Annotated in this window: 23 protein-coding genes and 1 tRNA gene; 23 read left to right on the top strand and 1 reads right to left on the bottom strand. The window is 63.0% G+C overall.

All coding sequences use genetic code 11. The features are described 5' to 3' along the window. Positions 1-3 precede the first annotated feature (3 nt). From murA to tatC, 16 genes are all read left to right on the top strand, one after another. Entirely contained in the window at positions 4-1,275 is a 1,272-nt protein-coding gene (murA, locus tag QCE62_RS13615) for a UDP-N-acetylglucosamine 1-carboxyvinyltransferase (protein ID WP_309918748.1), read from the top strand. Beyond that, complete coding sequence (gene hisG, locus QCE62_RS13610) at positions 1,272-1,964, top strand: ATP phosphoribosyltransferase (protein WP_309810219.1); 693 nt, start codon at positions 1,272-1,274, stop codon at positions 1,962-1,964. Before murA ends, hisG begins: the two co-directional genes overlap by 4 nt. Positions 1,965-2,009: 45 nt before the next feature. Further along, positions 2,010-3,332: a histidinol dehydrogenase gene (gene hisD, locus QCE62_RS13605; protein ID WP_309918744.1), complete on the top strand. Its 1,323-nt coding sequence runs from the start codon at positions 2,010-2,012 to the stop codon at positions 3,330-3,332. Between the two features lie 71 nt (positions 3,333-3,403). After that, the gene (hisC, locus tag QCE62_RS13600) at positions 3,404-4,486 is read left to right on the top strand and encodes a histidinol-phosphate transaminase (protein ID WP_309918741.1); all 1,083 of its coding nucleotides are present in this window, start codon (positions 3,404-3,406) and stop codon (positions 4,484-4,486) included. Positions 4,487-4,518: 32 nt separating this feature from the next. After that, positions 4,519-5,106, top strand: a complete 588-nt coding sequence (gene hisB, locus QCE62_RS13595; RefSeq protein WP_309810210.1) for an imidazoleglycerol-phosphate dehydratase HisB — start codon at positions 4,519-4,521, stop codon at positions 5,104-5,106. Positions 5,107-5,145: 39 nt separating this feature from the next. Next, positions 5,146-5,766 carry an NAAT family transporter gene (locus QCE62_RS13590; protein WP_309810208.1) on the top strand — a complete coding sequence of 207 codons (621 nt, stop codon included), beginning with the start codon at positions 5,146-5,148 and terminating at the stop codon, positions 5,764-5,766. After that, positions 5,763-6,404 (top strand): imidazole glycerol phosphate synthase subunit HisH, encoded by a 642-nt coding sequence (gene hisH / locus QCE62_RS13585; RefSeq protein WP_309810205.1) that lies wholly within the window; start codon positions 5,763-5,765, stop codon positions 6,402-6,404. Before QCE62_RS13590 ends, hisH begins: the two co-directional genes overlap by 4 nt. Positions 6,405-6,561: 157 nt before the next feature. Next, positions 6,562-7,314 carry a 1-(5-phosphoribosyl)-5-[(5-phosphoribosylamino)methylideneamino]imidazole-4-carboxamide isomerase gene (gene hisA / locus QCE62_RS13580; protein ID WP_309810203.1) on the top strand — a complete coding sequence of 251 codons (753 nt, stop codon included), beginning with the start codon at positions 6,562-6,564 and terminating at the stop codon, positions 7,312-7,314. A gap of 84 nt (positions 7,315-7,398) precedes the next feature. Further along, complete coding sequence (gene hisF / locus QCE62_RS13575; protein WP_309810200.1) at positions 7,399-8,172, top strand: imidazole glycerol phosphate synthase subunit HisF; 774 nt, start codon at positions 7,399-7,401, stop codon at positions 8,170-8,172. Positions 8,173-8,175: 3 nt separating this feature from the next. Further along, on the top strand, positions 8,176-8,580 hold the full coding sequence (gene hisI / locus QCE62_RS13570; protein WP_309810197.1) for a phosphoribosyl-AMP cyclohydrolase: 405 nt from the start codon (positions 8,176-8,178) through the stop codon (positions 8,578-8,580). Next, positions 8,577-8,945, top strand: coding sequence for a phosphoribosyl-ATP diphosphatase (locus tag QCE62_RS13565; protein WP_309810192.1), 369 nt, complete (start codon positions 8,577-8,579; stop codon positions 8,943-8,945). Before hisI ends, QCE62_RS13565 begins: the two co-directional genes overlap by 4 nt. Positions 8,946-8,979: 34 nt before the next feature. Then, on the top strand, positions 8,980-9,363 hold the full coding sequence (locus QCE62_RS13560) for a hypothetical protein (protein ID WP_309810190.1): 384 nt from the start codon (positions 8,980-8,982) through the stop codon (positions 9,361-9,363). 14 nt (positions 9,364-9,377) lie between these two features. Then, positions 9,378-9,740: a histidine triad nucleotide-binding protein gene (locus QCE62_RS13555; RefSeq protein WP_309918737.1), complete on the top strand. Its 363-nt coding sequence runs from the start codon at positions 9,378-9,380 to the stop codon at positions 9,738-9,740. A 155-nt stretch (positions 9,741-9,895) separates the two neighbouring features. Continuing rightward, entirely contained in the window at positions 9,896-10,132 is a 237-nt protein-coding gene (gene tatA / locus QCE62_RS13550; RefSeq protein WP_309918734.1) for a Sec-independent protein translocase subunit TatA, read from the top strand. Positions 10,133-10,168: 36 nt separating this feature from the next. Beyond that, positions 10,169-10,708, top strand: a complete 540-nt coding sequence (gene tatB / locus QCE62_RS13545; protein ID WP_309918728.1) for a Sec-independent protein translocase protein TatB — start codon at positions 10,169-10,171, stop codon at positions 10,706-10,708. A 41-nt stretch (positions 10,709-10,749) separates the two neighbouring features. Further along, on the top strand, positions 10,750-11,526 hold the full coding sequence (gene tatC, locus QCE62_RS13540; protein ID WP_309918725.1) for a twin-arginine translocase subunit TatC: 777 nt from the start codon (positions 10,750-10,752) through the stop codon (positions 11,524-11,526). Positions 11,527-11,630: 104 nt separating this feature from the next. On the opposite strand, the gene QCE62_RS13535 is transcribed toward tatC, so the two are convergent. Continuing rightward, positions 11,631-12,857 carry a Do family serine endopeptidase gene (locus QCE62_RS13535; protein ID WP_309810178.1) on the bottom strand — a complete coding sequence of 409 codons (1,227 nt, stop codon included), beginning with the start codon at positions 12,855-12,857 and terminating at the stop codon, positions 11,631-11,633. Between the two features lie 20 nt (positions 12,858-12,877). On the opposite strand from QCE62_RS13535, the gene QCE62_RS13530 reads away from it, so the two are divergent. The 7 genes from QCE62_RS13530 (at position 12,878) to QCE62_RS13500 (ending at position 17,998) form a co-directional block, all read left to right on the top strand. After that, positions 12,878-13,624, top strand: a complete 747-nt coding sequence (locus QCE62_RS13530; protein WP_309810175.1) for a Nif3-like dinuclear metal center hexameric protein — start codon at positions 12,878-12,880, stop codon at positions 13,622-13,624. A gap of 226 nt (positions 13,625-13,850) precedes the next feature. Next, entirely contained in the window at positions 13,851-14,471 is a 621-nt protein-coding gene (gene petA, locus QCE62_RS13525) for a ubiquinol-cytochrome c reductase iron-sulfur subunit (protein ID WP_309833512.1), read from the top strand. Beyond that, on the top strand, positions 14,472-15,854 hold the full coding sequence (locus tag QCE62_RS13520) for a cytochrome bc complex cytochrome b subunit (RefSeq protein ID WP_309810173.1): 1,383 nt from the start codon (positions 14,472-14,474) through the stop codon (positions 15,852-15,854). It begins immediately after the preceding gene. Between the two features lie 23 nt (positions 15,855-15,877). Then, on the top strand, positions 15,878-16,636 hold the full coding sequence (locus tag QCE62_RS13515; protein WP_309918722.1) for a cytochrome c1: 759 nt from the start codon (positions 15,878-15,880) through the stop codon (positions 16,634-16,636). A 92-nt stretch (positions 16,637-16,728) separates the two neighbouring features. Further along, positions 16,729-17,340, top strand: coding sequence for a glutathione S-transferase N-terminal domain-containing protein (locus QCE62_RS13510; RefSeq protein ID WP_008344155.1), 612 nt, complete (start codon positions 16,729-16,731; stop codon positions 17,338-17,340). A gap of 66 nt (positions 17,341-17,406) precedes the next feature. Continuing rightward, positions 17,407-17,904: a ClpXP protease specificity-enhancing factor gene (locus tag QCE62_RS13505; protein WP_309918717.1), complete on the top strand. Its 498-nt coding sequence runs from the start codon at positions 17,407-17,409 to the stop codon at positions 17,902-17,904. A gap of 18 nt (positions 17,905-17,922) precedes the next feature. Next, positions 17,923-17,998 (top strand) — tRNA-Thr (locus tag QCE62_RS13500). Positions 17,999-18,192 lie beyond the last annotated feature (194 nt).

Here is an 18,192-nt window from a genome sequence, read left to right as displayed (position 1 = left end):
ATCATGGATAAACTGGTCATTACGGGAGGCACCCCGCTTTCCGGCGAAATCACCGTCTCGGGCGCCAAGAACGCGGCGCTGCCGATTCTTTGCGCAAGCCTGCTCACCGCGGACGACGTTCATCTGTCGAACGTGCCGAACCTGCAGGACGTGCGCACCACGCTCAAGCTGCTGAAACAGATGGGCGTGCAGTCGGAAGTGTCGGCGGACGGCCGCGTGACGCTCAATGCATCGAAGGTCGACAACCTCGTCGCGCCGTACGAGCTCGTGAAGACGATGCGCGCGTCGATCCTCGTGCTCGGGCCGCTGGTCGCGCGCTTCGGCGAGGCGAAGGTGTCGCTGCCGGGCGGCTGCGCGATCGGCGCGCGTCCGGTCGATCAGCACATCAAGGGCCTGCAGGCGATGGGCGCCGAGATCAACATCGAGCACGGCTTCATCGAAGCGCGCGCGAAGCGTCTGAAGGGCGCGCGCATCATTACCGACATGATCACCGTGACCGGCACCGAGAACCTGCTGATGGCAGCGGTCCTCGCTGACGGCGAGACGGTGATCGAGAACGCCGCGCGCGAACCGGAAGTGACGGACCTCGCGCAACTGCTCGTGAAAATGGGCGCGAAGATCGACGGCATCGGCACGGACCGGCTCGTGATCCAGGGCGTCGAGAAATTGCACGGCGCGCGGCATGCGGTCGTGCCGGACCGTATCGAAGCGGGCACGTTCCTGTGCGCGGTCGCGGCGGCGGGCGGCGACGTCACGCTGCGTCACGTCAGGCCGCATCTGCTCGATGCCGTGACGGCCAAGCTGCGCGAGGCGGGCGTGAGCATCGAGGAAGGCGACGACTGGATGCGCGTGCGCATGGCGCAGCGCGCCGAAGCGGTGAACATCCGCACCTCCGAATACCCGGCGTTCCCGACCGACATGCAGGCGCAGTTCATGGCGCTCAACACCATTGCCAACGGCACCTCGCAAGTGGTCGAGACGATTTTCGAGAACCGCTTCATGCACGTGCAGGAGCTGAACCGTCTGGGCGCGAGCATCACCATCGACGGCAATACGGCGCTGGTCGCCGGCGTCGAGAAGCTGTCCGGCGCAAAGGTCATGGCAACGGACCTGCGGGCCTCGGCCTGCCTCGTGATCGCGGCGATGTGCGCAGACGGCGAAACCTTGATCGACCGCATCTACCACCTCGACCGCGGCTACGACCGCATGGAAGCGAAGCTGACAGCGGTCGGCGCCAACGTGCGCCGTATCGCGGGCAGCGGAGGCGAACAATGAGTTCGTTGCCGCAGACGTCGTCGTCGCTGGCGGCGAGCGCGCCGCTGACGCTCGCCTTGTCGAAAGGGCGTATCTTCGAGGAAACGCTGCCGCTGCTCGCGGCAGCCGGCGTGCAGGTGGCCGAGGATCCGGAAAGCTCGCGCAAGCTCATTCTGCCGACCACCAATCCGAATCTGCGCGTCATCATCGTGCGCGCAACCGATGTCCCCACCTACGTCGAATACGGCGCGGCGGACTTCGGCGTGGCGGGAAAGGACGTGCTGATCGAACATGGCGGCGGCGGCCTGTATCAGCCGGTGGATCTGGATATCGCGCGGTGCCGGATGTCGGTCGCGGTCAAGGCCGGTTTCGACTACGCGAGCGCGGTGCGCCAGGGCGCGCGCCTGCGGGTCGCGACCAAGTACACCGAGACGGCGCGGCAGCATTTCGCGTCGAAGGGCGTGCACGTGGACCTGATCAAGCTGTACGGCTCCATGGAACTGGCGCCGCTGGTCGGGCTCGCGGATGCGATCGTCGACCTGGTCAGCTCGGGCGGCACGCTCAAGGCGAACAATCTGGTCGAGGTGGAGGAGATCATGCAGATTTCGTCGCGCCTCGTCGTAAATCAGGCGGCGCTGAAGCTCAAGCGGGCGGCGCTGAAGCCGTACCTCGACGCGTTCGAGCGCGCCACCGGCGGGTCAGGCAATTAGACGGGCCGCACACGCGGCGCGCCATCAGCAAAACGGAAAACCGGCATGTCCATCAAGATTCGCAAACTCGATTCCAGCACCGACGGCTTCCAGCAGGCGCTGCGCGCGGTGCTCGCCTTCGAGGCCAGTGAAGACGAAGCGATCGAGCGCTCGGTCGCGCAGATCCTCGCCGATGTGAAGGCGCGCGGCGACGCAGCCGTGCTCGACTACACCAACAAGTTCGACCGCCTGAAGGCGGACAGCGTGGCTGCGCTCGAACTGCCGTTCGCCGAGATGGAAGCCGCGCTCGAAGGACTCGAACCGAAGCGTCGCGCGGCGCTCGAAGCGGCGGCGGCGCGCGTGCGCGGCTATCACGAGAAGCAGCGCATCGAGTGCGGCAGCCATAGCTGGCAATACACGGAAGCCGACGGCACCGTGCTCGGCCAGAAGGTCACGCCGCTCGACCGCGCGGGCATCTACGTGCCGGGCGGCAAGGCGGCGTATCCGTCGTCGGTGCTGATGAACGCGATTCCGGCGCGCGTCGCAGGCGTGAAGGAAATCGTCATGGTCGTGCCGACGCCCGACGGCGTGAAGAATCCGCTGGTGCTCGCGGCGGCGCTGCTGGGCGGCGTGGACCGCGTGTTCACGATCGGCGGCGCGCAGGCCGTGGCCGCGCTCGCCTACGGCACGAAGACCGTGCCGGCCGTCGACAAGATCTGCGGCCCGGGCAATGCCTACGTGGCGTCGGCGAAGCGGCGCGTGTTCGGCACGGTCGGCATCGACATGATCGCGGGACCGTCCGAAATTCTCGTGATCTGCGACGCCACCACGGACCCGCGCTGGGTCGCGATGGACCTGTTCTCGCAAGCCGAGCACGACGAACTCGCGCAATCCATCCTGCTGTGCCCGGACGAGGCGTTCATCCGGCGCGTCGAGGAAGCGATCATCGAACTGCTGCCGGCGATGCCGCGCCGCGACGTCATCCTGCGTTCGCTGGAAGACCGTGGCGCGCTCATCAAGGTGAAGGACATGGCCGAAGCGTGCGCGATCGCCAACGACATCGCGCCGGAACACCTGGAAATCTCCGCGCTCGATCCGCATCAATGGGCCGCGCAGATCCACAACGCGGGCGCGATGTTCCTCGGCCGCTACACGAGTGAGAGCCTGGGCGACTATTGCGCCGGACCGAATCACGTGTTGCCCACCTCGCGCACGGCGCGCTTCTCGTCGCCGCTCGGCGTGTACGACTTCATGAAGCGTTCGAGCGTGATCGAAGTGAGCGCGGACGGTGCGCAGACGCTCGGCGAGATCGCGGCGGAACTGGCTTACGGCGAAGGCTTGCAGGCGCATGCGCGCAGCGCGGAATACCGGATGAAGAACGTCGGCTGAACAAGGCCGGCCCACTGAACGAGGCAACCTGAGAGTTGCCGTCTGACCGGCGAGAGAGACGCTGGAACAACATGACCACAGCACAAGACATCATTCGTCCCGACGTCCTCGCGATGGCGAGCTATCCGGTGCCCGACGCCACGGGCCTCATCAAGCTCGACGCGATGGAGAATCCCTGGACGCTGCCGGAGAGTCTCGCGAAGGCGCTGGGCGAGCATCTCGCCGGCGTCGCGCTGAACCGCTATCCGGCGCCGCGTCCCGCCGAACTGCTCGCGAAGATCAAGCGCACGATGCAGGTGCCCGATGCCTGCGACGTGCTGCTCGGCAACGGTTCGGACGAACTTATCAGCATGATGTCGGTGGCGTGCTCGAAGCCGGGCGCGAAGATCGTCGCGCCGGTGCCGGGCTTCGTCATGTACGAGATGTCGGCGAAGTTCGCGCATCTCGACTTCATCGGCGTGCCGCTGAAGGCGGACTTCACGCTGGACATCGATGCGCTGATCGCCGCCATCGAAACGCACACGCCCGCGCTCGTGTATCTCGCGTACCCGAACAATCCGACCGGCACGCTCTACGACGACGCCGACATCGAGCGCGTCATCGCCGCAGCGAGCCGGAGTCTCGTCGTGATCGACGAGGCGTATCAGCCGTTCGCGGAAAAGAGCTGGATGCCGCGCGCGGCGGAGTTCGACAACGTGGCCGTGATGCGCACCGTATCGAAGCTGGGGCTCGCGGGCATCCGGCTGGGCTACATGGCGGCGCGTCCCGGCTGGATCATGCAGTTCGACAAGGTGCGCCCGCCATACAACATCAACGTGCTGACGCAGGCAACCGCCGCCTTCCTGCTCGATCACCTCGACGTGCTCGACGGCCAGGCCGCCGAGTTGCGCCGCCAGCGCACGCAGCTCGCGGCGGAAGTCGCGGCCTTGCCCGGCATGACGGTTTTTCCGAGCGCCGGCAACTTCCTGCTGGTGCGCGTGCCGGATGCCGCGGTGGCTTTCGAAACCCTTTTGACTTCGCGGGTTTTGATCAAAAACGTGGGTAAAATGCACCCATTGCTGGCAAATTGCGTGCGTTTGACGGTCGGAACGGCTGAAGAGAACGCGCACATGGTCGCGGCGCTGAAAAAGCTCGCACCGCTCGCCCCAAACTAACCCCCACATTCGATCAGTCTCAAGGAATCACCATGCGCATTGCGGAAGTCGTTCGCAACACCAGCGAAACGCAGATCCGTGTGAAGCTCGATCTGGACGGCACCGGCAAGCAGAAGCTCGCCACCGGCGTCCCGTTCCTCGATCACATGCTCGACCAGATTGCCCGTCACGGGCTCATCGATCTCGACATCGAAGCGCATGGCGACCTCCATATCGACGACCATCACACGGTGGAAGACACCGGCATCACGCTCGGGCAGGCGGTGGCGAAGGCCATCGGCGACCGCAAGGGCATTCGCCGCTACGGTCATTCGTACGTGCCGCTGGACGAGGCGCTGTCGCGCGTCGTCATCGACTTCTCCGGCCGGCCGGGTCTCGAGTTCCATGTGCCGTTCACGCGCGCGCGCATCGGCACCTTCGACGTCGATCTCACCATTGAATTCTTCCGCGGCTTCGTGAATCACGCGGGCGTCACGCTGCATATCGACAACCTGCGCGGCCTCAACACGCACCATCAGGTCGAGACCGTCTTCAAGGCCTTCGGCCGCGCGCTGCGCATGGCCGTGGAACTGGACGAACGCGCGGCGGGGCAGATTCCGTCGACCAAGGGCAGTCTCTAAGCGATCACGCTGTCCGGGAGCGCGCGTGCCGCGACCACGATGGATCTGTTCAAGTCGTTCATCTCGTTGCTCGCGCTGATCAATCCGATCGGCGCGATCCCGTTTTTTCTCAGTCTGACCTCGCAGCAATCCGATATCGAGCGGCGCAATACCATCCGCGTCGCGTCCATTTCGGTGTTCTGCGTGATCGGGGTGACGGCGCTGCTCGGTCAGCAGATCATCGCGTTCTTCGGCATCTCGGTGGGCTCGTTCGAAGTGGGCGGCGGCATCATCATGCTGCTCATGGCGATCAGCATGTTGAACGCGCAGGTCGGCAACGCGCGCTCCACGCCGGAAGAACGCATGGAAGCCGAGGAACGCAACAGCATCGCGGTCGTGCCGCTCGCCATTCCGCTTCTCACCGGCCCCGGCTCGATCAGCACGGTGATCGTCTATGCTGCCAATGCGCAGCACTGGTACGACCGCTTCGGACTGGTCCTGCTGGGCGCGATCATCGCGGGGCTGTGCTTCGGCGCGCTGAATCTCGCGGAGCCCATTGCGCGCTGGGTCGGACGCACCGGAATCAATATCGGGACGCGTCTCATGGGTTTGATGTTGTCCGCGCTGGCGGTGGAGTTCATCGTCAACGGTCTGAAGGCTCTGATGCCATCTTTGAAATGAAAACTTCGATTGCGATTGTTGATTACGGAATGGGCAACCTGCGCTCGGTCTACCAGGCGCTGAAGAAGGCGGCTCCCGAAGCGGAGGTGGCGATCGTCGCCCAGCCGGAAGGCATTCGCACGGCGGATCGCGTGGTGCTGCCGGGGCAGGGCGCGATGCGCGACTGCATGGCGCATCTGGGCGAATCCGGTTTGCAGGAAGCCGTGCTGCAGGCGGCGCGCGAAAAGCCGATGCTCGGCGTGTGCGTCGGCGAGCAGATGCTGTTCGACTGGAGCGAGGAAGGCGACACGAAAGGCCTCGGCCTGCTGCCGGGCAAGGTCGTGCGCTTCCAGCTGGACGGCCAGCTGCAGGACGACGGCTCGCGCTTCAAGGTGCCGCAGATGGGCTGGAACCGCGTGCGCCAGACGCAGCGGCATCCGCTGTGGGACGGCGTCGCGGACGGCGCGTTCTTCTATTTCGTGCACAGCTACCACGTGGTGCCGGCGAATCCGGCGCATACGTCGGGCGAAACGGTCTACGGCGCCGCGTTCACGTCGGCGGTGGCGCGCGACAACCTCTTCGCCACCCAGTTTCACCCCGAGAAGAGCGCGGAGGCGGGCTTGCGCGTGTATCGGAACTTCGTTCACTGGAACCCGTAAAACCGTGCATACGCTTGCGTTTGCACGTATTGCTACGGGCGCATGACCGCTGCAAGACTTGTACTACACTAGCGAGACGGCGCGCGGGGCAGGCCTCCGCAAGGGCACCGGCCCGGCGCCGTTTTGATCAACTCCACCCAGAAGATACGCGATACCTATGCTGCTCATTCCGGCCATCGATCTCAAGGACGGTCAGTGCGTGCGCCTCAAGCAGGGCGATATGGACCAGGCGACCATTTTTTCAGAAGATCCAGCGGCCATGGCCCGACATTGGGTCGATCGCGGCGCACGGCGGCTTCATCTCGTCGATCTGAACGGCGCATTCGCAGGCAAGCCGCGCAACGGCGACGCGATCCGCGCCATCGTCGATGAAGTCGGCGGCCAGATCCCCGTGCAGCTGGGCGGCGGCATCCGCGATCTCGAGACCATCGAGCGCTATCTGGACGACGGCCTCGCCTATGTGATCATCGGCACGGCGGCGGTGAAGAATCCGGGTTTCCTGCGCGATGCCTGCAGCGCGTTCGGCGGACATATCATCGTCGGGCTCGACGCCAAGGACGGCAAGGTCGCCACCGACGGCTGGAGCAAGCTCACCGGTCACGAAGTCGTCGATCTCGCGCGCAAGTTCGAGGACTACGGCTGCGAGTCGATCATCTACACCGACATCGGCCGTGACGGCATGCTTCAGGGCATCAACATCGACGCCACCGTGCGGCTCGCGCAGTCGGTCAAGATTCCGGTGATCGCGAGCGGCGGCCTGTCGAACCTGGCGGACATCGAATCGCTCTGCGAGGTCGAGTCGGAAGGCATCGAAGGCGTGATCTGCGGCCGCGCGATCTACTCCGGCGACCTCGACTTCCAGTCGGCCCAGACGCGCGCCGACGCGCTGCGCGAGGCCGACGGCGCCTGAAGCCGTTGCAGCGCGGACATGTTGAGAAGCGCATCGGGCGGCGCGAGCCGCCCTCACTTCGTACCGAACCAGTAGTGGCAGAACATGGCTCTCGCTAAACGCATCATTCCCTGTCTCGACGTGACCGCGGGCCGCGTCGTGAAGGGCGTCAACTTCGTCGAGCTGCGCGACGCCGGCGATCCCGTCGAAATCGCGCGCCGCTATGACGACCAGGGCGCCGACGAACTCACCTTCCTCGACATCACCGCCACCTCGGACCAGCGCGACCTGATCCTGCCGATCATCGAGGCCGTCGCGTCCCAGGTGTTCATTCCGCTGACCGTCGGCGGCGGCGTGCGCGCCGTGGAAGACGTGCGGCGCCTGCTCAATGCCGGCGCGGACAAGATCAGCATGAACTCGTCGGCGGTCGCGAACCCGCAGCTCGTGCGCGACGCCTCGGACAAGCACGGCTCGCAATGCATCGTGGTCGCCATCGACGCCAAGCGTGTGTCGGCGGACGGCGAACCGTCGCGCTGGGAAGTCTTCACGCACGGCGGCCGCAAGGCGACCGGCATCGACGCGATCGAATGGGCGCGCAAGATGGCCGAGTTCGGCGCGGGCGAAATTCTCCTGACCAGCATGGACCGCGACGGCACCAAGTCCGGCTTCGATCTCGCCCTGACGCGCGCCGTCTCGGACGCGGTGCCGGTGCCGGTGATCGCGTCGGGCGGCGTGGGTTCGCTCCAGCATCTCGCGGACGGCGTCGTGCAAGGTCATGCGGACGCCGTGCTGGCCGCCAGCATCTTCCACTACGGCGAGCACACGGTCGGCGAAGCGAAGCGCTTCATGGCCGGGCAGGGCATCGCGGTGAGGACCTGAAGCATGACTGACAACGCCAGCTGGCTCGACCACGTCAAGTGGGACGCGAACGGCCTCGTGCCGGTGATCGCGCAGGAAGCCTCGACCAACGACGTCCTGATGTTCGCGTGGATGAACCGCGAGGCGCTCGCGAAGACCATCGAACTCAAGCGCGCGGTGTATTTCTCGCGCTCGCGCCAGCGCCTGTGGTTCAAGGGCGAGGAATCCGGACACGTGCAGCATGTCCACGATGTGCGGCTCGATTGCGACGAAGACGTCGTGCTGCTCAAGGTCGAGCAGGTGTCGGGCATTGCGTGCCACACCGGCCGCCATTCCTGTTTTTTCCAGAAATTCGAAGGCACGGCGGACAGCGGCGAGTGGGTTGCCGTCGAGCCCGTGCTGAAAGACCCCGAACGCATCTACAAATGACGCAAGCCACCACGCTGGACACGTTGTTGCGCCTTGCCGCCGTCATCGACGGCCGCAAGGGCGGCGATCCGGAACAATCCTACGTTTCGCGACTCTTTCACAAAGGTGATGACGCGGTCCTGAAGAAGATCGGCGAGGAAGCGACGGAAGTCGTGCTCGCCGCGAAGGACGCGCGACATGGCGGCGCGCCGAAGGCGCTTGTCAGCGAAGTCGCCGATTTGTGGTTTCATTGTCTCGTGATGCTGTCGCACTTCGACTTGAGCCCTGCCGACGTGATCGCGGAACTGGAGCGGCGCGAAGGTTTGTCGGGAATCGAGGAGAAGGCGCTGCGCAAGTCGCGCGAGCGCGAGCAGAACGGCGGCTGACGAGCTTTTCGCTTCAATGCGAAGGAGGGCAAGCATGAACCGGCCTTATGAACCGTATCCGCCGCCTGTCGTGCAGGATTCGAGCGATCCGCGCAACATGCGCACCTTCACCCATGTGCTGTATGCGCTGTACGCCGTCTACTGGCTGACGGGCGGGCTGACCGGCCTGATCGCCATCATTCTCAACTACATCAAGCGCGGCGACGCCGCCGGCACGCCGTACGAAGATCACTTCACCTGGCAGATCCGCACGTTCTGGTGGGCGCTGCTCGGCCATGTGATCGGACTCGTGACGATCTGGATCGGCGTCGGCTTCCTGATTCTTGCCGCGGTCAGCATCTGGACGCTTTACCGCGTCGTCAAGGGCTGGCTGTTTCTCTACGAAAACAAGACGATCGAACCGCGTGCGTGGTTCTGATCCACGGAAAATTCATGAGCCAAGACAACTGCATCTTCTGCAAGATTGCTTCGGGCCAGTTGCCGAGCACGAAAGTCTACGAAGACGATGAATTCGTCGCCTTCAACGACATCAATCCGGCGGCGCCGGTGCACGTGCTGGTGATTCCGCGGAAACATATCGAGACACTTTCGCACTGCACGGAAAGCGATAGTCCGCTGCTTGGTAGAATGGTGAGCCTCGTCGGACGGCTGGCGAAGGAACTGGGCGTGGCCTACACGGGCGGCGAAACCGGCTTTCGCACGGTCATCAATACCGGGCCGGGGGGCGGTCAGGAGGTGTATCACATTCATGCGCATCTGCTGGCGGGCGACCGTCCGTGGCGCCGGATGGGATAAAACTGAAAGGTTTGTTGGCTTTCTCCTTTCCAATGAAATATTGGGCGAGCAAAATCGATAACTGATGCAGAGGCGACCTGTCTCGGCACGGGCTGAAAGGCCGACCTTCCGTCGCGGAATCCCAATCGGGGCGGAATCACGGAGAGTTTTCATTCATGGGTTCGTTGAGCATTTGGCATTGGTTGATCGTTCTGTTGATCGTGGCGCTGGTCTTCGGCACGAAGAAGCTGCGTAACATCGGCGGCGATCTGGGTGGCGCGGTGAAGGGCTTCAAGGAAGGCATGCGCGAGAATGAAACGGCTGCCACTCCGGCCGACCAGCGCGAACTGCCGCGTAACGGCGCGGTGGACGTCGAAGCGAAGGACAAGTCCCGTTCGGGCGACTACCGTTAATCCGTCCGCCGACCGCAACTCTTCACAGCTCGTTCAATGCTCGATCTCGGTCTGACAAAAATGGCGGTCATCGGCGTCGTGGCGCTGGTGGTCCTCGGGCCGGAGCGCCTGCCCGGCGTGGCCCGCACGGCGGGCGCGCTGTTCGGGCGCGCGCAACGCTACATCAACGACGTCAAGTCGGAAGTCGTGCGCGAGATGGAGCTCGACGAACTCAAGAAGATGCGCACCGAGTTCGAGACGGCGGCGTCCAACGTCGAAACGTCGATCCACGAGAATCTGAAGCGCCACGAAACCGAACTCAACGACGCGTGGAATCAGGGCACGTCGGTCGCGCCGAGCATCGCGGGCGGTGCCGATGAAGCGGTGGACATGGCGTCGGCTGGATCGGACAAGCCCTGGGCGCAGTCGTCGTCCACTTCGGGCACGGCGAAGCGCAAGAACTGGCGCGTCAAGCAGGGCGCAATCCCCAACTGGTACAAACGCACCACCGTGCATCGCACGCGCGTGCAATCGGGCGCGGCGCGCGTTGCCCGCCATACGCCGGCCACCCTGCGCCGGCCGACGAAGTTCTTCTGAGAGCCGCACTTCCTTCACCGATGACTCCAACCGAGGGCGGCGTGAGCGACCCGCAAGAAACAAAGCAAGAGCCTGTCGAAGAGACGTTCATTTCCCATCTCGTCGAACTGCGTGACCGCATCATTCGCGCGGGCGCGTCGGTCATCGTCGTGTTCATCGGGCTGGTGTACTGGGCGCCGGACATTTTCCGGCTGCTGGCGCGCCCGCTGATGCAGAACCTGCCGCGCGACGGCAAGATGATCGTCACCGACGTCACCGGCTCGTTCTTCGTGCCGATGAAGGTGACCATGCTCGTCGCCTTCGTCATTGCGCTGCCGTTCGTGCTGTACCAGATCTGGGCGTTCGTCGCGCCGGGTCTATACCAGCACGAGAAGAAGCTGGTCGCGCCGCTCGTGTTCAGCAGCTATTCGCTGTTTCTGTGCGGCATGGCGTTCGCCTATTTCGTCGTGTTCCCGACCATCTTCCGCGTGATGGCCCATTACAATGCGCCGCTCGGCGCGGAAATGACGACGGATATCGACAACTATCTGAGCTTCGTGCTGACCATGTTCCTTGCGTTCGGCGTGACTTTCGAGGTGCCGATCGTCGTGGTGCTGCTCGCGCGCATGGGCGTCGTGTCCATTCAGAAGCTCAAGCAGATCCGCCCTTACGTGATCGTCGGCGCCTTCGTCATTTCGGCGGTGGTCACACCGCCCGACGTGTTCTCGCAACTGATCCTCGCCATTCCGCTGGTGATTCTCTATGAGGCCGGCATCATCGCGGCGCGGATGGTGATCGGCAAGGATGGCGTCAAGAAGGACGAAGCGGCAACGGAATAGCCGAACGGGTGCGGCCGATTGTCGCGCCCCACGCGCTCATGCAAATAAAAAGGCAGCTTCGAGTCATCGAAGCTGCCTTTTTCGCTATTCAGACGCGGCGCCTCTTACTCGTCGTTCTGATCGCCCTGGTCGCCCTGATCGTCTTCCGGCATCTGCGGCGCGCGCGGCGGCGCGGGGCGCTTGCCGATCATCACGTTGACGTCGAGCTCCTTGTTCTTGCGCATCAGGTGAACCTTCACCGAGGTGCCCGGCTTGATCTGTGCAACGACGTTGAGCAGGCGCGTGGTGTCGGTGATCGTGTCGTCGTTGATGGACACGAGGATGTCGCCCGGCTTGATGCCGGCCTTGTCGGCCGGGCCGCCTTGCAGCACGCCCGCAACGATCGCACCGGCCTTCTGGTCCAGCCCGAACGATTCGGCGATCTCCGGCGTCACATCCTGCGGCTCCACGCCGATCCAGCCGCGCGTCACGCTGCCCGTCGTGATGATGCTTTCGAGCACGCTGCGCGCAGTGGACACCGGAATCGCGAAGCCGATACCGAGCGAACCGCCGCTGCGCGAGTAGATGGCAGTATTGATGCCGAGCAGGTTGCCGTTGACGTCGACGAGCGCGCCGCCGGAATTGCCCGGGTTGATGGCCGCGTCGGTCTGGATGAAGTTCTCGAACGTGTTGATGCCGAGGTGATTGCGGCCGAGCGCGCTGACGATGCCCATCGTGACCGTCTGCCCGACGCCGAACGGATTGCCGATCGCCAGCACGACATCACCGACGCGCGTCTGGTCCATGCGGCCGAGCGTGATGGACGGCAGGTTGGTCATGTTGATCTTCAGCACCGCCAGATCGGTTTCCGGATCGACGCCGATCACCTTTGCGCTGGACGTGCGGCCATCGGCGAGCGCAACCTCGATTTGATCTGCGCCGTCGACGACATGCTGGTTCGTTAGAATGTAACCTTCCGAGCTGACGATGACACCTGAGCCGAGATTCGACGCCGGCGGCTCGTCGCTCTTGCGCTTGTTCTTGTCACCGAAGAAATAGCGGAACAGCGGGTCTTTCGCGCGCGGGTCGGGCGGCAGGTTGCCGTCCTTGCTGGAGAACACGTTCACGACGGCCGGCATCGCCTTTTGCGCGCCTTCCGAATAGGACGATTGAACGGGGCGTGAGCCGATGCTCGGCGCCACTTCCTGCAACGCGACGATCGGCTCGGCAAGCTGCTTGCCGAACTGGCCCTGGCGCTGAAGCCACTGCGGTTTCAAGGTCGCAATGATGAACATCAGGGCCAAAAGCACGGTGACCGCTTGGGCAAAAAATAGCCAGAAGCGTCTAAGCATTTGAAGGGATAGAGGATTTCATGGATCGGATCGAACTCGAATTGTATCTGAACAATCTGCTGGAAATCGGCCGCTTCAAGGACTATTGCCCGAACGGTCTGCAGGTTGAAGGCACGCGCCGCGTGCAGAAGATCGCGACCGGCGTGACGGCCTCGCTGGCGTTCCTCGAGGCCGCGCTGGAATGGGGCGCCGACACCGTGCTCGTGCATCACGGCTACTTCTGGCGCAACGAGGCGCCGCAGATCACGGGGCGCAAGCATCGCAGACTGCGCACGCTGATCGCCAACGACGTCAACCTGTTCGCCTACCACCTGCCGCTCGATTCGCATCCGGAATTCGGCAACAATGCGCAGATCGGTGCGCGGCTCGGGTTGATCGCGGACAACCGTTTCGCCGACCAGGACCTGGGCTGGATCGCGACGCTCGGGATGCCGCTCTCGCTCGAGCACTTCAGCGCGATGGTCGAGAATGCGCTCGGCCGCAAGCCGCTCGTATTCGGCGATGCGGACCGCGAACTGCGCCGCGTGGCATGGTGCACCGGCGGCGCGCAAGGCTATTTCGACGAAGCCATCGCGGCCGGCGCCGACGTGTATCTGAGCGGCGAAGTCTCCGAGCAGACCATGCACACGGCGGCGGAATCGGGCGTCGCGTATATCGGCGCGGGTCATCACGCCACCGAACGTTATGGCGTGCAGGCGCTGGGCGCACATCTCTCGGAGCAGTTCGATATCGAGCATCTTTTTATCGACATCGATAACCCGGTTTAATGCGCCATTAAGTCGCAGCATCGATTATTTCTGCTTGCAACCGCCTTAACAGCGTTAAAAGAATGCTTCACGAGATTGCGCGAAAAACGTGGGGAAAACCCTGAAGCATCAATTACTTCGAGTGATTTTTGCTAGTCAGCCCTTGTAAATGCCAAGTCCATTCGCGCACACTAACGGCGGAACACTGATGTGACGGTATAAATCCAACTCAGAAGTGGGGCGTGTGATGCGAGACAAGGATGAGAAACGCGTCGACGGCGGCCGCCGTACCTGGCTGATTGCGACGACCGTAGCAGGTGGTGTCGGAGGTGTGGCAACGCTCGTGCCCTTCGTGGGCTCGTTCGCTCCATCGGAGAAGGCCAAGGCGGCGGGCGCGCCCGTCGAGGTCGACATCAGCGGACTCAAGCCGGGCGAAATGATGACGGTTGCCTGGCGCGGCAAACCGGTGTGGATCCTCAACCGCACCGACGAGATGCTCGCGGACATCAAGAAGGCCGACAACGAAGTGGCCGACCCGAAGTCCAAGATGGAATTCTCGATGCCGTTGCCGGAGTACTGCAACAACGAGTATCGGTCCCGTGCCGATCGCAAGAACATTCTCGTGGCGGTCGCCGTGTGCACCCATCTGGGCTGCACGCCGACGCCGCGCTTCCAGGAAGGTGCCCAACCCAATCTCCCCGATAACTGGCCGGGCGGTTTCCTCTGCCCGTGTCACGGCTCCACGTATGACCTGGCGGGCCGCGTCTTCAAAAACAAGCCTGCGCCGCAGAACCTGGACATTCCCCCGTTCATGTTCACTTCCGCGACGCAACTCGTGATCGGCAAGGACGAAAAGGGAGAGGCGTAAATGGCGACCGCAGACAAGGAAGTGGAGACTACGGGCCTGATCGGCTGGATCGATCGCCGGTTTCCGCTGACCTCCACGTGGAAGAAGCACGTTTCCGAATACTACGCACCGAAGAACTTCAACTTCTGGTACTTCTTCGGCTCGCTTGCCATGCTGGTGCTGGTGAACCAGATCGTCACCGGCATCTTCCTGACGATGAACTACAAGCCCGATGCGACGCTCGCGTTCGCATCGGTCGAGTACATCATGCGCGAGGTGCCATGGGGCTGGCTCATCCGCTACATGCACTCGACGGGCGCCTCGATGTTCTTCGTCGTCGTCTACCTGCACATGTTCCGCGGGCTGATGTACGGCTCGTACCGCAAGCCGCGCGAACTCGTGTGGATTTTCGGCTGCGCCATCTTCCTGTGTCTCATGGCCGAGGCGTTCTTCGGCTATCTGCTGCCGTGGGGGCAGATGTCGTTCTGGGGCGCGCAGGTGATCGTGAACCTGTTCTCGGCGATTCCGTTCATCGGGCCGGACCTGTCGCTGTGGATTCGCGGCGATTACGTCGTCTCCGATGTCACGCTGAACCGCTTCTTCGCGTTCCACGTCATTGCAATTCCGCTGGTGCTGCTGGGTCTGGTGGTCGCGCATCTGGTCGCGCTGCATGAAGTGGGCTCGAACAATCCGGACGGCATCGAGATCAAGGCGAAGAAGGACGCGAACGGCATCCCGGTCGACGGCATTCCGTTCCACCCGTACTACTCCGTGCACGACTTCATGGGCGTGAGCGTATTTCTGCTGATTTTTGCGGCGATCATCTTCTTCGCGCCGGAAATGGGCGGGTATTTCCTCGAAGCGAACAACTTCGTGCCGGCCAATCCGTTGCAGACGCCGCCGGAAATCGCGCCGGTCTGGTATTTCACGGCTTTCTACGCGATGCTGCGCGCGACCACGGATCCGTTCAAGATCGTGCTGATGATCGTGATCGCGGTGCTTGGTTTGCTCGCGTTGCTGAAGGCGCGCGGCAAGTGGCGGCTGGGCCTGCCGGTGCTGGCGGTGCTCGTGCTGATCTTCATGGCGCTGACCGAATCGAAATTCTGGGGCGTGGTGGTGATGGGCGCGGCGGTGGTGTCGCTGTTCTTCCTGCCGTGGCTTGACCGCAGCCCGGTCAAGTCGATCCGTTACCGGCCGCTGTTCCACAAGGTGTTCTACGGGATCTTCGTGTTCGCCTTCCTGCTGCTGGGCTTTTTGGGAACGCGACCGCCATCGCCCGCCGCGACGCTGATCGCGCAGATCTGCGCGCTGATCTACTTCGCGTTTTTCCTCGGCATGCCGTTCTGGACGCCGCGCGGCAAATTCAAGACGCCGCCGGAGCGAGTGCACTACAAACCTCACTGAGCTCACGTCCGGAGACGAATACGATGAAAAAATGGCTCTCTACAATATCGATGATCGGTGCGGTGCTGTTTGCGTTCGGAACGGCGACGACGGTGCATGCCCAGGAAGGCGCGGTCCTGGATCGCGCGCCGGACAGTTCCGACAATCTTGCGTCCCTGCAGCATGGCGCCCAGATTTTTGTAAACTACTGCCTGAACTGCCATAGCGCGACGCTGATGCGGTACAACCGGCTGACCGACATCGGCCTCAGTGAGAAGCAAATTCAGGAAAATCTGCTCTTCACGACGGACAAGGTCGGCAATACCATGTCCATAGCGATGCGTCCGGAAGACGCGAAGGCGTGGCTCGGCGCGGCGCCGCCGGATTTGTCGGTGGAGGCGCGGGCGCGCGGCAAGGACTGGTTGTACACGTATCTGCGGAGCTTCTACCGTGATCCGACCCGGCCCACCGGCTGGAACAATCTCGTGTATGAGAACGTCGGCATGCCCCATGTGTTGTGGACGTTGCAGGGCATCCGGGACGCCAAGTTCGAGACCGACGTCGACGAGCACACTGGCGAAAAGGTAAGAAGATTCGTGGGTTACACTCAGGTTACACCGGGCGCCATGTCGTCCGTGGATTATGATTCTGCTGTAGCCGATCTCGTTTCGTACATGTCGTGGATGTCGGAACCTGCGCAGCAGACGCGCAAGCGGCTCGGCGTCTGGGTTCTGCTGTTCCTGGCGCTCTTGAGTTTCCTCGCGTGGCGCCTGAACGCGGCATACTGGAAAGATATCAAATAGCGCGCCTTCAACGGCGTGGGTCGGCGCGACGGCGTTTTCTCAGGAAAATGCCGCGGCCGGCCCTTCGAGTTTACTGAAGGAACTTTAAAAACATGATGGTTCTGTATTCCGGCACTACTTGCCCGTTCTCCCAGCGCTGCCGGCTGGTGTTGTTCGAAAAGGGCATGGATTTCGAGATTCGCGACGTTGACCTGTTCAACAAGCCGGAAGACATCGCGGTGATGAATCCGTATGGCCAGGTGCCGATTCTCGTCGAGCGGGACCTGATCCTGTACGAGTCGAATATCATCAATGAATACATCGACGAGCGTTTTCCGCATCCGCAGCTGATGCCCGCGGATCCTGTGCAGCGCGCACGGGCGCGGCTGTTCCTGCTCAATTTCGAGAAAGAGTTGTTCGTGCACGTCGGGACGCTCGAGAACGAGAAGGGCAAGGCGGCCGAGAAGAATCACGAGAAGGCGCGCAGTGCCATCCGCGACCGTCTCACGCAGCTCGCACCGATCTTCCTGAAGAACAAGTACATGCTGGGCGAAGAATTCTCGATGCTCGACGTGGCAATCGCACCGCTGTTGTGGCGTCTGGATCACTACGGCATCGAGTTGTCGAAGAATGCAGCGCCGTTGATGAAGTATGCCGAGCGGATCTTCAGCCGACCGGCTTATATTGAAGCGCTGACGCCTTCCGAAAAGGTGATGCGTCGCTAGTCTGAGAGCGTTGGGACGCGGCGGCGCGCACTTGTGCGGCGCGGCGCTCCCGGCGGAGGAAAGTTGATGCAAGAGATTTCCACCAAGCCTTATCTGCTGCGCGCGCTGTACGAATGGTGCACGGATAACGGGTTCACGCCACACATCGCGGTGCGGGTCGACGCGGCTACGCGCGTGCCGCGGCAGTTCGTCCGCAACGACGAGATCGTGTTGAACATCAGCTTCGAGGCGACGAGCCAGTTGCAGATGGGCAATGAATGGATCGAGTTCAGCGCGCGGTTCTCTGGCAAGTCGCACAAGATCGAAGTGCAGGTGGCGAATGTGCTCGCCATTTATGCACGAGAGAATGGGCAGGGCATGGCCTTCCCGGTCGAGCCGGCGGCGCATCCTGGCGCGGAACCGGTCGGTGCGCCGCTTGCGCCGCGTCCCGCCGAGCGCGCTCCTCGCCAGGTCGAGGAATCGCCGGGCGAGGCAGCCGATGCCGCGCGCGAAGAGCCGCAGTCCGGGCTCGGAGAAGACGCTTCGAAATCGGCTGTGAGGTCCCACCTCAAAGTCGTCAAATGAAGTAGAATCTCGTCCTTCGCCGGCTTAGCTCATCAGGTAGAGCGCTTGACTTGTAATCATGAGGTGGCGGGTTCGAGTCCTGCAGCCGGCACCAAGCTTGAGGTCGACGGGCCGTGTGAAGTCCACACGGCCCGTTTGCATCAAGTGAGGCGGATCGACGCAAAGCAGTTTTGGTCGATAAGGAAGTTCGAATTTCTTGTTGACAGACTTCAAAACGTTGTTCATAATCTCGTTTCTCTGCTGCTGATGCAGCGACGCAAGACGGAAGTGCAGTGGTTCTGTTCTGCG

The sequence above is a fragment of the Caballeronia sp. LZ033 genome, assembly GCF_031451265.1.
Lineage (GTDB): Bacteria > Pseudomonadota > Gammaproteobacteria > Burkholderiales > Burkholderiaceae > Caballeronia.
Note: the sequence above shows the minus strand (reverse complement) of the source record. Positions and strands in the feature narration are given on the sequence as shown.